Origin of the sequence: Prevotella sp. HUN102 (assembly GCF_000688375.1) — a bacterium.
Taxonomy (GTDB): Bacteria; Bacteroidota; Bacteroidia; order Bacteroidales; family Bacteroidaceae; genus Prevotella.
Genome location: NZ_JIAF01000001.1, coordinates 148,903 through 164,844 on the forward strand (window position 1 = coordinate 148,903; position 15,942 = coordinate 164,844).

11 protein-coding genes are annotated in these 15,942 nt (G+C 43.8%); 5 read left to right on the forward strand and 6 right to left on the reverse strand.

The genetic code is table 11. From position 1 onward, the window contains the following. Positions 1-5: 5 nt before the first annotated feature. A complete protein-coding gene (locus tag P150_RS0100690; protein WP_028896042.1) occupies positions 6-278 on the reverse strand; it encodes a hypothetical protein in 273 nt (90 codons plus the stop codon). Between the two features lie 815 nt (positions 279-1,093). Here P150_RS0100690 and P150_RS0100700 point away from each other — a divergent pair. Both P150_RS0100700 and P150_RS0100705 read left to right on the forward strand, forming a co-directional pair. Beyond that, positions 1,094-2,737 carry a diphosphate--fructose-6-phosphate 1-phosphotransferase gene (locus P150_RS0100700; RefSeq protein WP_028896044.1) on the forward strand — a complete coding sequence of 548 codons (1,644 nt, stop codon included), beginning with the start codon at positions 1,094-1,096 and terminating at the stop codon, positions 2,735-2,737. 61 nt (positions 2,738-2,798) lie between these two features. Then, a complete protein-coding gene (locus tag P150_RS0100705; RefSeq protein ID WP_028896045.1) occupies positions 2,799-3,683 on the forward strand; it encodes a glycoside hydrolase family 25 protein in 885 nt (294 codons plus the stop codon). Here P150_RS0100705 and prmA read toward each other — a convergent pair. Next, complete coding sequence (gene prmA / locus P150_RS0100710) at positions 3,610-4,479, reverse strand: 50S ribosomal protein L11 methyltransferase (protein WP_028896046.1); 870 nt, start codon at positions 4,477-4,479, stop codon at positions 3,610-3,612. The two genes, P150_RS0100705 and prmA, sit on opposite strands and share 74 nt — an antisense overlap. A 178-nt stretch (positions 4,480-4,657) precedes the next feature. Between prmA and P150_RS0100715 the strand changes: the two genes are divergently transcribed. Then, positions 4,658-5,716 (forward strand): hypothetical protein, encoded by a 1,059-nt coding sequence (locus tag P150_RS0100715; RefSeq protein WP_028896047.1) that lies wholly within the window; start codon positions 4,658-4,660, stop codon positions 5,714-5,716. A 138-nt stretch (positions 5,717-5,854) separates the two neighbouring features. Then, the gene (locus tag P150_RS0100720) at positions 5,855-7,486 is read left to right on the forward strand and encodes an OmpP1/FadL family transporter (protein WP_028896048.1); all 1,632 of its coding nucleotides are present in this window, start codon (positions 5,855-5,857) and stop codon (positions 7,484-7,486) included. Positions 7,487-7,598: 112 nt separating this feature from the next. Here P150_RS0100720 and P150_RS0100730 read toward each other — a convergent pair whose 3' ends face one another. The 4 genes from P150_RS0100730 to P150_RS0100745 form a co-directional block, all read right to left on the reverse strand. Beyond that, positions 7,599-8,900, reverse strand: coding sequence for an McrC family protein (locus P150_RS0100730; protein WP_028896049.1), 1,302 nt, complete (start codon positions 8,898-8,900; stop codon positions 7,599-7,601). A gap of 3 nt (positions 8,901-8,903) precedes the next feature. Continuing rightward, positions 8,904-10,946: an AAA family ATPase gene (locus tag P150_RS16770; protein ID WP_028896050.1), complete on the reverse strand. Its 2,043-nt coding sequence runs from the start codon at positions 10,944-10,946 to the stop codon at positions 8,904-8,906. A gap of 666 nt (positions 10,947-11,612) precedes the next feature. After that, positions 11,613-12,650, reverse strand: a complete 1,038-nt coding sequence (gene hisC, locus P150_RS0100740) for a histidinol-phosphate transaminase (RefSeq protein ID WP_028896051.1) — start codon at positions 12,648-12,650, stop codon at positions 11,613-11,615. A gap of 91 nt (positions 12,651-12,741) precedes the next feature. Beyond that, positions 12,742-13,437, reverse strand: a complete 696-nt coding sequence (locus tag P150_RS0100745) for an RNA methyltransferase (RefSeq protein ID WP_028896052.1) — start codon at positions 13,435-13,437, stop codon at positions 12,742-12,744. 85 nt (positions 13,438-13,522) lie between these two features. Between P150_RS0100745 and P150_RS0100750 the strand changes: the two genes are divergently transcribed. After that, the gene (locus P150_RS0100750; protein WP_028896053.1) at positions 13,523-15,793 is read left to right on the forward strand and encodes a BamA/TamA family outer membrane protein; all 2,271 of its coding nucleotides are present in this window, start codon (positions 13,523-13,525) and stop codon (positions 15,791-15,793) included. Positions 15,794-15,942: the final 149 nt, after the last annotated feature.

Genomic DNA, 15,942 nt, shown 5'->3' on the forward strand with positions numbered 1-15,942 from the left:
ACCGTTTATCCTAAATTGCTTATCTGGTCTATGATTTCGCCTACCTCTTCATTGAACTTGTTCTTCAGATCCTTGAAATAAACGCTGGCCTTCATTCCGGGCTGAACATGAGATACACGGTTAATGTAGTTTGCGTGCATAATCAAGATTGAACTGAGAAGTGCATCGACATTCTCCTGATGTTCGTTGCTTCCATACAGGGAAGCTGCCACTGCCTCTGCAAACAAGTCGCTGCAGATGTAATTGATAGTACGCTTTAAATCTCGTTTATTGCTCATAATATTACTCTATAATTGAAAACACTTTCTTTTTATGTTCAAAGATATATAAAATCAATGAATGAACATTCTAATTTTAACAAAAATAGAGTTAAAATATTAAATTAACCCGAATTTGGGATAAACGGAGCCGGTATGCAAGTGAATGATTTGCCGAAAAACACCTCTTTCCGATTCGGCGGAACGGCAGTCGTTTCCGTTGTTCGGAAACACGATTTGCAAACGTGCGAAGATTGCGCTGCATTCTTCGCACGTTTGCGCTGCATTTTTGCGAAGAATGAAATGCAATCTTCGCAAAAATGGAAACAGGCGTTTTATCCATTGATTATCAATTACTTATAAATCTTATTGCGTTTGATGGACTGCATAGCTCCGAATGACTTTCTGATAGACCTCTCCGATGCCTGATCTGCGAGCAGATAATGGGCGAGAAATGATTGGAAATTTATGCTGAAACACACGTTCCAACAAGGAAATCTGTGCCATCTTTGAAGGCTTACCTTCCCAGTGAGGAAAACAGCGTCTGTGATTTTGTGCAATCCGTGAGAGATTCAACCACAAGAGACGGCTGAATCATTATTGGAATAGCCTTGTGTTTCTGAGTTCTTATTTATCTTGGGCGCAGATAATAAATGCTGATAAAAGGCTAAAAACCAACGAAGAATACAATTCTTTGTCATTGTTTTTTATAAATTTAATTCATCCGGTGGGTTAATTTAGTGTTTTTTATTCCAATTTGTCATTAAAATAATGTACTTTTGCAAATGAAAATAGATTGTTTTAAATTATAGATATTCAAAAAAGTTATTTTAAGTATGGAAACAAGTGCATTGCAAAAGGCAAGAGCTGCCTATCAGCCAAAGTTGCCTAAAGCTCTTCAGGGTGCAGTAAAGATTCAGGAAGGCGAACCTACTCAAAGCGTTGATAATCACGAAGAAATTAAGAACTTATTCCCTAACACCTATGGTATGCCCCTCGTGGAGTTTGTACCTGCTGATAAGGAAAATGCACTTAGGATAAACGTTGGCGTAATCTTGTCCGGCGGTCAGGCACCGGGTGGACACAACGTGATTTCCGGTCTGTTCGACCAGTTGAAAAAGCTCAATCCCGAAAACCGTCTTTATGGTTTCCAAATGGGACCCGGTGGTTTGGTGGACCACAAATATCTCGAAATCACTCCGGAACTGATGGATAAGTACCGCAATACGGGCGGTTTTGATATGATTGGTTCGGGACGTACAAAGCTCGAGGAAGTGGAACAGTTCGAGAAGGGACTCGAAATCATCCGTGAACTCGACATCAAGGCACTCGTAATCATCGGCGGCGACGACTCGAACACGAATGCCTGCGTGCTCGCCGAATACTATGCGGCAAAGAACTACGGTATTCAGGTTATCGGTTGTCCGAAGACCATCGACGGCGACCTGAAGAACGCCCAGATAGAAACCTCTTTCGGTTTTGATACTGCTACGAAGACATATTCTGAAATCATCGGCAACATAGAGCGCGACTGCAATTCGGCGCGCAAGTACTGGCACTTCATCAAGCTGATGGGTCGTTCGGCTTCCCACATCGCGCTGGAATGCGCCTTGCAGACACAGCCGAACATCTGTCTTATCTCGGAGGAAATCGAGGCAAGAGATCTCACGCTGAACGAGATTGTGGAGGATATTGCACGCATTGTTGCGCGCCGCGCCGAGGATGGCCGCAATTATGGCGTTGTGCTTATCCCTGAAGGACTCATCGAGTTCGTGCCTGCCATCGGCCGTCTCATTCAGGAACTCAACGACCTGCTCGCTGCTCACGGCGACGAATACAAGGACCTCGACCATCAGGCACAGCGCAAATACATCATCAGCCACCTTTCAGAGGCCAACCGTGCTACCTACGAAACGCTTCCAAGGGGTGTTGCCCGTCAGCTTTCGCTCGACCGCGATCCTCACGGAAACGTTCAGGTTTCGCTCATCGAAACCGAGAAACTGCTCTCGGATATGGTGGCAATGAAGTTGGAAACGTGGGCGGAAGAAGGCAGATTCGTCGGCAAGTTCTCTGCTCTGCACCACTTCCTCGGCTACGAAGGCCGCTGCGCAGCACCGTCGAACTTCGACGCTGATTATTGCTACGCACTGGGAACGTCGGCCGTTCAGCTCATAGCCAATGGCAAGACTGGCTATATGGCAATCGTTCAGAACACCACAGCCACATCGGATGAGTGGATTGCGGGAGGCGTGCCTATCACGATGATGATGAATATGGAACGCCGCAACGGCGAGATGAAGCCTGTAATCCGTAAGGCACTCGTTGAACTGGACGGTGCTCCGTTCAAGGCTTTCGCAAGTCAGCGCGACGAGTGGGCCACGAAGACAAGCTATATCTATCCCGGTCCGGTGCAGTATTGGGGACCATCTGAGGTCTGCGACCAGACCACAAGAACCCTTGCGCTCGAACAGGGTAAGTAAATCAGTATCTTAGTCCGTTGTTCTTCCCACGGAGAGCGACGGGCATTAATCTTCTAATACAATGGATATTCCTGCAATGTTTTACCATTTACGGCAAAGAGTGCATCGTGCTCCGAAGTGGGTGTGGTGGGTTGGAGGAATATCCATTGCCGTTTTGTATTGCGTGGTTTTCTATATCTTCCTCGTTGCACCGTCGGGATTCCGGTGGCGAGCCATCTATGGCGACCCCGCTTACCCCAAGGGGTACGAGATTCACGGCATAGACATCAGCCATCATCAGGGAGACGTGAACTGGAACAGGCTCAGAAACGCAATGGTGGAGCAGGCTCCTATCCGCTTCGTGTTTATGAAAGCCACGGAAGGCGACAGCCATGTGGACAGAAAGTTCCGTGAGAATTTCCAGAATGCTCGGGAATCCGGGTTCATAAGGGGTGTTTATCATTTCTGGAGCAACGTGTCCTCGCCCCGCCGTCAGGCGTATTTCTTCTTGGCAATGAGTCCGCTTTCGCCCGGCGACTTGGCTCCGGTGCTGGATGTTGAGCATAAGCCTACTGATATGAGTACGGAGGAATTTCAGCAGAATGTGCTCACGTGGCTGCATATCGTGGAGGATAAGTACCACGTCAAACCCATTATCTATACCTATTATAAATTTAAGGACGAGTATCTTTCAGATTCCCGGTTCGACGACTATCCGTATTGGATAGCGCATTACTATGTGGACAAGATGGAATATGAAGGTCCTTGGAAGTTCTGGCAGCACACGGATGCCGGACGATTGCCCGGCATAAAGGGGTATGTTGATTTGGATATCTTCAATGGAAGCATCTACGAGCTGCGCCAACTGATGATTCCCGAGCCTGAACCCGAGCCTACGATAGACGAAATATCAGACAGCACCAGTTATGATTCTCTCGCTGCTGACACAGGTGCAGCCCAAGAGTAGAGGCCTTCTGTTCTAAAATTGCAGCGTCTTCGGTGTAGAAACCGCTGAGAATCAGCTTTCCGTCCTGTTTTAGCTTTACACGGAAAGTTTCTATGTCATTCAGCAGAATGTTGCGGTTGATATTGGCTATCACGAGGTCGAACTGTCCGTCGAAATTGCTTGTAATGTGTTTGTCGCCTTCCAGCACTTGAATTTCCACGCCGTTCAGTTTCGCATTGTCTTCCGTGTTCCTTACGCTCCATTCATCTATGTCGTAGGCGCAGACCGTTGCAGCCCCGAGTTTGGCGGCAACGATTCCGAGAATGCCAGTCCCGCAGCCACAGTCGAGTACGCTTTTCGCACGCAGGTCTTCATCGAAGAGTTGGCTGACAATCATCTGTGTGGTTTCGTGTGTGCCTGAACCGAATGCCTGTCGTGGGTCTATCCTCACAACGAGTGGCTCTTTTATGGTGTTTTCAGTCAAAAGTTCAAATGGATTTTCTTCCTTTGAGCTGCAAATGATACATCTGTCATCAATTATAATAGGCGAAAAGCCGTTCTGTTCCCATTCTTCGTTCCAGTTTCTGTTCTCGGCTTCCTTGATAGTATAGGCTATCTTGGTGTCGGGAATGGGGAAGTTTTCGCAGTAGGCTTTCAGCATTTCGTCCTGAAATAGTTTTTCCTGTGCATATCCTACCCACGAACCTCCTTCTTCTGTGAACGATTCGCAGCCGGCCTCGCTTGCAAGACTGGTCAGAATATCTCTTGCAATCTCTGAATCAGGAGTAATCTGAAATGTAATTTGCAGATATTTCATTTGATTATGTTTATTATTTTATGTTGCAAAATTACAAAAAATAGGGAAAAACCTATATATAGTTAGGGAAATTCCGTATCTTTGTAGGTGTTCTTGTGTTATTTTTGCACCAGATACAAAAGATTTTGTAGGAAATCAAGAAAATATTAATAATAAACTAAATAAAGGAGACAGGTGTATGAAGCGTTTTATATTACTTTCGGTTCTGGCGGGTGCTTTGCCGTTGGCAATGCAGGCACAGGACGATCTCTATTTTACTCCGTCGGATAATAAGCCTTTCGTGGAGGAAAAAGCCAATGCAAAACCCACATATTATGGTGGTATTAGCAAGTCTGATGCCGAATACAACAGGCGTGGCGCACTGCGCAGCAGCTATGAGGTAATTGGTAAGGACTCTTTGGGCAATGATATTATCAGATTCGAGCCGGGAGACGGCTCCTATACTTCAAGGTTCGACACCCTCTATCAGGCTGACAGATACTATGATGTTTCGGAAGACGACTTTGCATACAGCAGACGTATGAGCCGATTCGATGGTTATTGGGGTATATACAGCCCTTGGTATATGGGCAGACCTTATTATTACAGCCATTGGGGATATTGGGATCCTTGGTATTACGGTATCTATGATCCTTGGTATTACGGAGGATATTATGGAGGTTACTACGGTGCTTATCGTGGTTGGTACGGTCCTTGGGGCTACGGCTATTACGGTGGCAGTTGGGGTTGGCCTTATTATCATCGTGGTTATGGCTACGGATACTATGGTTACGGCTACGGCTACTACGGCTACGGATGGGCTCCACGCCACGGATATTACGCAAGTGGGCATACGGGTACCGGCAACCATTGGGCAAACGGCAGAACAAGGCACGATGCAGACTTCAGTGGTTACCGAGGTTCAAACTTCAATACGAGAAATTCAAACTTCAATACGAACGGAACAAGAACCGTGCGCAGCTATGGTAACGCTTCAACTCGCACCGATAGTCGCTTCGGAGGTTCAAGAGGAGTAAGCGACAGTCGTTTCGGTGGTTCCAGAAACTCGAACACTTATAATAATACACGCTCTTCCAACAACACGCGTACTTACGATACGCCGAACAGATCGTTTGGAAATGGTTCACGTGCTACCTTCAGCAATGGTGGCAGCTTCGGAGGCTCAAGAAGTTCCGGTGGTGGAAGTTTCGGAGGTTCTCGTGGTGGTGGCGGCAGCTTTGGTGGACACCGTCGCTGACAATCGGTTCCATCGGCACTCATAATCGATTCCATCGTCGTTGGTAATCAGTTCCATCGTTATTGATAATCGGTTTCATCGTCGCGATGATAGGAAATCAATCAAGAGAAATCATCTATTTAAAATCTTTAGATAATTATGAAAAAGCAATATTATTTTCTGTTTGCTTCATTGTTGGCAATGCCAGCAATGGCACAGGAGACATACGAAAATGCCCGTTTGACAGGCGAAGACCTCAACGGAACGGCTCGTTACGTTGGTATGGGTGGTGCATTGGAAGCCCTCGGTGCTGATATTTCAACCATCGGAAGCAATCCTGCCGGCATAGGTCTCTTCCGTCATAACACGTTAAGCGTCAGTGGTGGACTGCTGATGCAGGGCAAAGGTAATGAGTTTGCGAATGGGAAAAAGACAAATGCGAGCTTTGATCAGATTGGTGGCGTTTATTCTACGCGCACCGGTCGGAAGTCATACCTCAATTTAGGTTTCAATTACCACAAAAGCAAGAACTTCAACTATATTCTCAATGCTGCGAACTCCCTCAACGGAAGTTCTCAGAACGGTCAGTCCTACTTGAAAGGGATGCTGGGAAGCGAAGCCAATGGTGGTTTTTCGGTACGTCAGATGAAAGACGGTACCTATATGGGATATGTGGATGATAAGAGCGACAATACATCTTACAGTTGGAGCCAGACAGATTACCTGTATTGGAACACCGTTATTCCTGATGTTAAGGCAGGTCCGAACGATTCTAAGTTCTTCGAGTACCCTGCACAGAGCTATATGTTCGACCGCTCAAGCAAGGGATATATAGCTAATTACGATTTCAATATCAGCGGTAACATTAAGGATCGTGTGTTCCTCGGTGTTACGTTCGGTATCAAGGATGTGGATTATAAGGGATACAGCGAGTATAACGAAACATTGATGGGGAATAAAGGAACCATTGCTATGGCAGATGAGCGCAGAGTTTCGGGAACAGGATTCGATGTAACGGCAGGTGTTATCGTTCGTCCACTCGACAATTCTCCATTCCGTTTTGGTGCGTATGTGAAGTCTCCGACTTGGTATAACCTCACAACAGAGAATTATACACAGATTCTCAACAACACAACCGAAGGCGGCACACACGATAGTGGAAAAATAAGCAATGCTTATGATTTCAAGATATGGACACCTTGGAAGTTCGGTTTCTCACTTGGCCATACGGTAGGCAACTATCTTGCGCTTGGTCTTAGCTATGAATACGAAGACCACAGCACAATCAACACCCGAATCAATGACGGTGTATATTATGATTACGATTCTTGGTATGGTTATGGCGACGTTTATGAGTCTACATCGGCAGACGGTTATATGAACGAGCACGCAGAAATAGCGTTGAAAGGTGTGAGCACATTGAAATTGGGTGCAGAGTATAAGCCGACAGCTAATCTTGCCCTTCGTATAGGTTACAACTATATAAGCCCTAAGTACAATGCAGAAGCTCAGAAGAATCCAACGCTTCCTTCTTACGGCACAAGCTATTCTTCGGCAACTGATTATACAAACTGGGATGCTACGAACCGTTTCACTTGTGGTATCGGATATCAGATCAAGAAATTCAATATCGACTTGGCTTATCAGTACAGCAGTCAGAAAGGCGAATTTTATCCATTCAGCAATCTGAGCGTTGAGGATGGCGGACAAATCCATTCCAACACAACGACTGCAACAAAGGTTGATAAGAACCATAGTCAGTTATTGCTGACTTTAGGCTACCATTTCTAAGTAAAAAAACATTCTTCCTTCATTGGAAAATAAAAAACAGGAGCATAAGAATGCTCCTGTTTTTTTGTATTAAGCCCTTTCTTTTTGCTTATCACAGCAAATCTGCCGCCTGTCATTGCATTATCTTTTTCAGTTTATCTTCTTCTATTTTTATCCGTTCTGTAAAGTTGGTAAACGTGTTGCAGTTTTGCGGAATGCACAATGAGTAGACTTTTACGTTGCCGCCATACCCTTCAAGCGTTCCACAGCCATTTACCGTCGTATCTTTTGCAGGATGTATGAAACCACCTGACTCAAATTTCCTGATATACATATAAGTGATAATCTGGTTCAAGTCTTCCCTGTCTATTATTGTATTTCCCTTGTCGCTCTGCATTTGTTTATATTTGGCATCGAGTGCCGTATCGTTTTTCCAATAGTCGGGATAGCGGTATGCGTTGAAATCAGATGAGGAAGTCTTGTTGAACACGCTAAGCCCGCCTTTTCTATCTTTATTCTTAGGATGCTTAAATCCCAAATCTTTAAAAAGTTTGGCCAAATATTCCTCCCAAAGCCAAGCAGCATCGAACAAAATACCATATATCTGTTGAGTGTTGTTGCCGAACGACAGTTTCTTATGGCATAGTATCATTAGGCAAAGACGCTGCAATGCCACATAATTCGAGAAGTAAGGGCGACTGATGGGTTTCATATTCTTGGCAATTATCTTCTGCAAATCCCTTGAATTAAATGAAGTTGTTGCCTGTTCTATCCTTTTAACGGCCTCTTCTGTTTCTCTGCTGTTATGTAATATCAGCTTGGCGGCACTTCGCTTGATATATTCTATCGTGTGCCGAATCAACTGTGTCAAGGCATTATCGTGCGAATACTCACGAACCCGATAAGCAATGTTGCCTTGGAACGGAATATTCGTTTTTATATGTCGGGCTATGTCTATCGTTCCCCGCACACGGGCATCGTTATATTCCCGAGTGCAATACTCACGATACAGACCTTGCTCCAAGGCTTTCGTAAGCATATAAGGAAACAGATAGACCAGAAAATCGAAGATTCGTTCCTCGTCGCTGTGCATTTTAAGGTCTACGACATTTATTCCCAACACCCGTTGCAGCATATAGTGCAGAAAGAAATCTTTATCATCGTCTTCGCTGAAACGGGAGGAAATGCTCAGTTTGGTATTCCCTATGCCCACGAACCCAACAACATTGTTCGTATATAGCTTATTATCATTGATACGGAAGATGCACGACGAACCTATATCATCGCCGTTTTCGCCCAATGAATGAGGAAAAACAAGCAGGTTAGGATGCTTTTCTTCGCAAATCTTCTTCAGCGTTACACCACTATAAGGCAACAAGTCAGCCAGTTCCCCGTTGCTTATTTCCTTCCCGCAATTATTATCCGTCGTTCGCATTCTTTACTCTTCAAAACTGTCTACACCCCTAAATGCTTCTTCAAGTTTCTTGAAATTCGCTTCAGCATCGGGCATTCCGCGCAGATATTCCTTTAGCAAACTTGACAGATGGTAGTCCCAGAGTTCCTCCATATCCGTTTGATTGAGGAACAAAGCACCGCCAATCTGAAATTCCCGTCCCAATCCTTCAGTTTTCAAGATTGTATCATTAAGCGCAAACATCCGTTCCCTTGCTTCTCCCTGAATGTTCATATTGTCGGCACTGTCTTTTGCCGATACCTCAATCCACGTGAAACGGCGGCGCATAGCAAAGTCCATACTCTCCACGCTGCGGTCTATATCGTTCATCGTGCCGATGATATAGACGTTTTCAGGAACGAAAAATCCGTCACGGAAAACATCTCCTTGATCCACCAATTCCTGATATTGAGTTTTCACTTTTATTCTGTCTTCCTCTTTTCTATAACCGGGATCAATGGAGAAGAACAGTTCGCCAAAAATCTTGGATATTTCTCCACGGTTGATTTCGTCGATGATGAAAACGTAATTCTTGTTTTTAACTTCCGACTTAGCGACTTTCAAGTCAGGGTGTTTGCTTTTAATATCCTCGCCAATGGCAGTAGTATATGGTTTCCAATCCAGTATTTCACCTTTCTCTATATATGCTTTCAGAAATTCTTTCTTCACAACAAATTGTGTTTTAGCCGTAAAGACAGTAATATTCCGATTTGAATTTGCAGCTATTTTAAAAGGTTTCTTCTGCACAGTAGTTGTGAGTTCTGCTTCCTCACACTCAATTAAATTATCTATATACTTTTGATAGATATCTTCAAAATTACCCGTAAAATTCTCATTTTCCAAGGCTTTCTTGCAAAAACTCTTGAAAATTCCGTCTTTACGTTCAAAGGCAATATTACCGTTTTCGTCTTTTACAGGGCGCAATCCCTCCACAAAGTCCGAATAATCATACGAAGGATGAAACTGCACCATCTCGTATTCTGCCCCCATCGCTTCGGCAATTTTGCGGGCAAGGTAAGTTTTTCCTGTGCCGGGTGCGCCGGTCAGTACAATATTCTTGCTTTCTTTTAAAATCTTTACGTAGGGTTTATATTGAGACTTTATGTCCATTTCTTCAGATTTATTTCTATACAAATAATTTTCTACATAGAGTGGTATTTCATTCTTATTCAAAGTTCCGTATGGTATCCATTGTCTTTCAGGGCTTTTTATGTTGAAGTCTTTTGTAGGGATATACCCTTCCTCTTTGAAACAAAGCCACGCAACGTCAATATAATGAGAATAATAAGATTTATTCCCGTCCTTGTCGGTGCCTGCAAAGTGTATTTGCGACTTATATTTATAGGGCGATAAAGCAATACCCATACCATAAAATCCGTGATTATTATTGGTACAGCAAATTATATCACCATTGCAAATCTGCTTAATGAGTTTAAAGGGATAGACAGCACTTTCATCCTGATTTTTATATATGGATTCTAATTCGGCAGTTGTCGAATCACTGTAATCTTCGTCATTCCATCCAATAGCCATAAGGTTGTTTTCTACAAAACTGTTCCAAGCTATTTGTTTTTGACCCTTACAATGTGTCGGGGATATGAAATAACATTTGTGTTCTGCTTTTAAATCCTCAACAGATAAATTGTTAGGAATAGAAAAATTGATTTCGTTCTTTTCAATCTCCATTCCCAATTCTTTGACAAAATCATAGAATTGTTGCGTCAGAAAATCATCTTTATAATTCTTGTATAACTTTAAATCAGTCAGGTTATTAAGAACTTCTATTCCGTCTCCACTTCCATAACTCACGGAATGTTTCTCATAAGTATTGTTCTTGAATCCAACAAATCGGCAAGGCGCAAAAAACAATTTGTTGCCGAAAGATTCTACAATAAATCGTGTAGCATTCTCAAAACGTTCTTTTGCCCATTCTTTTTTCTCTTCCGATCCATCTTTTAGATAAGAATAGAGGGTGTAGATATTCTTTACAACATCTATTCTGTTTTCTACAAAATCAGCTCTTGCCATATTTTATTCTTTGATTAATTTCGTTGCGATAATAGCGTATGCTGCTATCATTATTTTGAAAAGGTAATAATAGTATTGCTTTTATTTTGAATAGCTACAAATTTAATAATAATAAATGAATAATGGAAAGCTCTTCGGCTATTTGGGGAAAAGAATCTGCCTGATGCTGCAAGAAACTTCTTCAGTCGTCATTTCGTATAGGAATATACGCTCTGTTCCTATATCAGTTTGTAAAATTTAATGATCAAAAAACGCACAAAATTTTTCTGCGATTTAGAAAAATAATCGACAGATTTGGGAGGAATGGAATGAGGATTTCGTGCGTTTGAATCTTACTGACCGAAGATTGTTTTCCATTCTTGCGATAAATGCAATGCGATTGTCGCAGGAATGGAAGGCAAAATAAGGAAGAATGATAGCGAAAATGTGATAGATAATTCAGATATACTGTTCTATTTGCGAATAAATTTCCAAACAGAATATGCACACTTCGGGTATATAGATTGTAGATGGTTGAGAATAAGCGTTTTAAAATTGCACGCTGAAAACTCCCGTATTTGAAAAATAGAAATCCTTTGCCGAAAATAATGGAATTATACAGAGGCTTTTGTCATTATTTTTCGGCTGATTCATAGTTCGTTTTTTATGTTTTTATGCCGAATATGGTTATTTATATCGGCGCAAAGCTCCGAGCAGTTCGCCGTTTTCTGATTTCGTTCCGATGGTTATTTGCAGACAGTTGTTGCACAAGGCAACCTTTGTTCTGTTCCGGACGCTGATGCCTTCTGCCGTCAGATAGTCGTAAATAGTCTGGGCATCGGTTACTTTTATGAGAAAGAAATTGGCGTCTGAGGGATAAACTTCCTCGCAGATGGGCAGTTCCTTGAGGGCTTTCATCATCTTGGAACGCTCCTGAAGGAGGATTTTTATCCAGTCTTCAACATCGAATGGGTGCTGAAGGGCTTCCAATGCCTGATTCTGTGTGAGGAGATTGATGTTGTAGGGCTGCTTAACCTTGTTGAGCAAGTCGATAATTTCTTTCCGTGCAAAGGCCATTCCCAGACGTATGGCAGCGCATCCCCACGCTTTTGAGAAGGTATTGAGTACAATGATGTTTGGATATTTCGCCAGTTCTTCCCTGAAAGTCTTTTGTTTTGAGAAATCGGAATAAGCCTCGTCCGCAACAACGATGCCATCGAAGGTTTCCACTATTTTCTGAATCTCATCACGGTTGAGATTGTTTCCCGTAGGCGTGTTCGGCGAGCAGAGCCAAATCAGCTTTGTATTCTTGTCGCAGGCAGCAAGTATCTTGTCGGATTCTATGTCGTATCTTTCGTTGAGAAGCACAGGACGGTATTCCACGTTGTTGAGGTCTGCGCAGCGTTTATACATTTCTCGGGTCGGTTCTATTGCAACAACGTTGTCTTTCGTTGGTTCGCAGAAGATGCGGTAGCACAGATCTATGGCTTCGTCGGAGCCGTTTCCGAGGAATATTTCTTCTGCCTTCACTCCTTTGATTTTGGCAATCTTCGCCTTCAAATCTGTTTGGAGAGGGTCGGGATAACGGTTGAAGGGCTTGTTGTATGGGTTCTCGTCTGCATCGAGGAGCACGTGTGCATTGCGCCCTTCAGGTTGATTGCGTGCATCGGAATAAGGAGTAAGTTTCCAGATATTGGGTCTTGTGAGTTCTTCCAAACTTCTCATAGTCATATCCTTTCAGTTGTTTTGTTTCCTCAAATTTGGTTTTATGGTTTGCCGATTCTTGCCGTTATGACCGTTTTGTGCGCAGTTGTCGTTATCCTCTTCTTTTAAATTCAGAGCATACGATTGACGTTGCGATGGCTACGTTCAGGGAATCAGCCTTGTGTTCGCTATTTGAAAACGTGGGTATCAGCAGTTTTCTGTTCACTTTCTCCCGTATGGGCTGCGAAATGCCGTTCCCTTCGTTTCCCATCACAATGATTCCGCTTTTGCTCAAGGCTTCTTCGTAGATGTTTCTGCCGTCAAGCATTGTTCCGTAGACAGGGAAATCGCCGGGCAGAAATGCGATTAAGTCTTCTAAGTTGATGTAATGGATATTCACGCGGGCAATGCTTCCCATCGTGGCTTGCACCACTTTCGGGTTCCAACAGTCCACGGTGTCGTTTGAACAGATGATGTTGTCGATTCCGAACCAGTCTGCAACTCGGATGATTGTTCCCAAATTGCCGGGATCCTGCACGCCGTCGAGCGCAATGGAAAGCGTGGAAAGAATGTCGGGAGAGGCACTTTTGGGTTTAAACCTGAACACGCCGAGCATCGGTTGGGGGTGCTGAAGGAAAGAAACTCTCTTTATGTCTTCCGCATCCTCAATTATATCTTCCGCCGTGAAGCCTGCATCGAGCAGGTCGTTCACCACTTTTGGTCCTTCGGCAACGAACAAGCCTGCCTTTTCACGGCCTTTCTTGGTTTCGAGCGAACGGATAAGTTTTATTTTATTCTTTGATATCACATCGCAAATTTACAAAAAACTATCCACTCTCCGTCTTTAACTCTCAACTTTTTAGTATCTTTGCGCAAAAAAGAACAGGTATTCAATGTTTCGCATCAGATTATTCCATCTTCACTTTATATTGGCAATCGGTATTCTGGGAATACTTTTTGCGGCTTGTTCGGCTGAAAAATTCGTTCCGGATAACGAATATATGCTCGACAAGGTTGAAATAAGGTCGGACGCAAAAGGCATCAATCCGTCGCAACTTGCCCAGTATGTACGCCAGAAAGGAAACTCACGATGGTTCTCTTTCTTCAAGATTCCACTCGGAACATACGCGCTTGCAGGCAAGGACACCACGAAATGGATAAACCGAACCTTGCAGAAAGTGGGTGAGGAACCGGTGCTTTACGACACGGTTCAGGCTCGGCTGTCTTGTGAAGACCTTCGTATCGCAATGAACAATATGGGATATATGAACGCTTCGGTGGACATTGACACCAAAGTGAAGGGCAAGAAGCTTACTGCCATCTACAACCTGCACCCCGGCGCACCGTTCGTTATCAAGAATTTCAGTTACGACATTGAGGATTCCCTGATAGCTGAGATTCTGAAACCACATCTTCCACAAGGTTTCGATAAGGCGCATCCTCGCCAGTTCACGGTTTCCTCTCTCGACGATGAGCGGAAACGACTGACCAAGATACTGAACGATTCGGGTTATTACAGGTTCAATAAAGACTTCATTTATTACAGTGCGGATTCCATTCGAGGCTCAAAGGAAGTGGATGTTACGCTGCATCTTACCAAATTCAGGGCGAACGGAAAGGCTGAACCTACCTTGCATCCACGCTATTTCATTGATAAAGTGAACATTATTCCCGGAGATTCGACGGGCATTCACTTGAGAAAGAGTGTCATTGACGACAATAATCTGATAGAATCGGGTAAATATTTCTCTGCAAGCGACTTGCAAAAGACTTATAATAATTTTGCAAGACTGGGTGCTGTGCGCTATACGAACATAGATTTCAGGGAGAAACAAACGTTCGACAACATTATTTTCGGCAGAAACACATCGCTGAAAGGTTCGCAACTGCATTATCTTGATGCTGACATAAAGCTCTCCAACAACAAGCCGCACACTATTTCGTTTCAGCCTGAAGGTACGAATACGGCCGGCGATCTCGGTGTTGCAGGTGCTTTGAGCTATCAGAACAGAAATCTGTTCAAAGGCAGCGAGCTTTTCAGCATAGAGCTGCGTGCAGCTTTCGAGGCAATTACGGGTCTGGAAGGCTACGACAACCACAATTATGAGGAATACAGCGTGCAGACTCGCTTGGAGTTTCCCCGATTCCTTGCTCCGTTCGTTACCAGAGACTTCAGAAGAAGGAGCAATGCAACCTCTGAAGCCACTGTGAGTTGGGATCTTCAGAACCGGCCGGAGTTTCATCGGCGTGTCTTTTCAGCAGCGTGGAAATACCATTGGATGAATCCTCTGAAGCACTTGAAATACGATTTCGACGTCTTCGACCTCAGTTATGTCTATATGCCTTGGATCAGTCAGACTTTCAAGAAGGATTATCTCGACGACGTTTCAAACCGTAATGCAATTCTTAGATACAATTATGAGGATCTTTTCATAATGAAGATGGGATTTGCAGCAAGCTATAATTACAATGATATTGCGATACGTGGACAGGTGGAGTCGGCAGGCAACCTGTTGAGTGGGCTTAATTCCATCTTTAATTTCAAGGAAAACGCCGATGGACAGCACACGCTTTTCAACATAGCTTACGCTCAATACATTAAATTCGACTTTGATTTTACAAAGATAATTCGCTTCGACGAACGAAATTCATTGGTACTGCACGGCGATTTCGGTATTGCTTGGCCGTTCGGCAACAGTAAGGTGCTGCCCTTTGAAAAGCGATATATTGCCGGTGGAGCCAATTCCGTCCGTGGATGGAGCGTTCGTGAGCTTGGACCCGGTAAGTTCAAGGGATATGACGGAAGGATAGATTTCATCAATCAGACCGGCGATTTGAAGATAGACCTCAATGCAGAGTATCGCACGCATCTGTTCTGGAAGTTCGACGGAGCTGCATTCGTGGACGCCGGTAACATCTGGACATTGCGGGAATATGCTGAACAGCCGGGCGGACAGTTCAAGTTTGATGAATTTTATAAGCAGTTGGCAGTTGCGTATGGCCTCGGTTTGCGCTTGAATTTCGATTATTTCATTCTCCGTCTTGATGCAGGTATGAAGGCTATAAACCCTTCTTATGAAACAAGCAAGGAGCATTTTGCCATCTTCCATCCGAACTTAGGGCGCGATTTCAAGCTGCATTTTGCTGTCGGACTCCCATTCTAAACTGCTTCCGACACGAAAATGTATCAGAAACCCTGCTGAAACTCCTGACGATTTTGCGATAGTTCTGCAAAGAAAAAGTCCATTGATTCCCCTGTTTGGAAAATCAATGGACTTTAATATTTTGCCGTTAGCCTTGATTCTTTGAAACT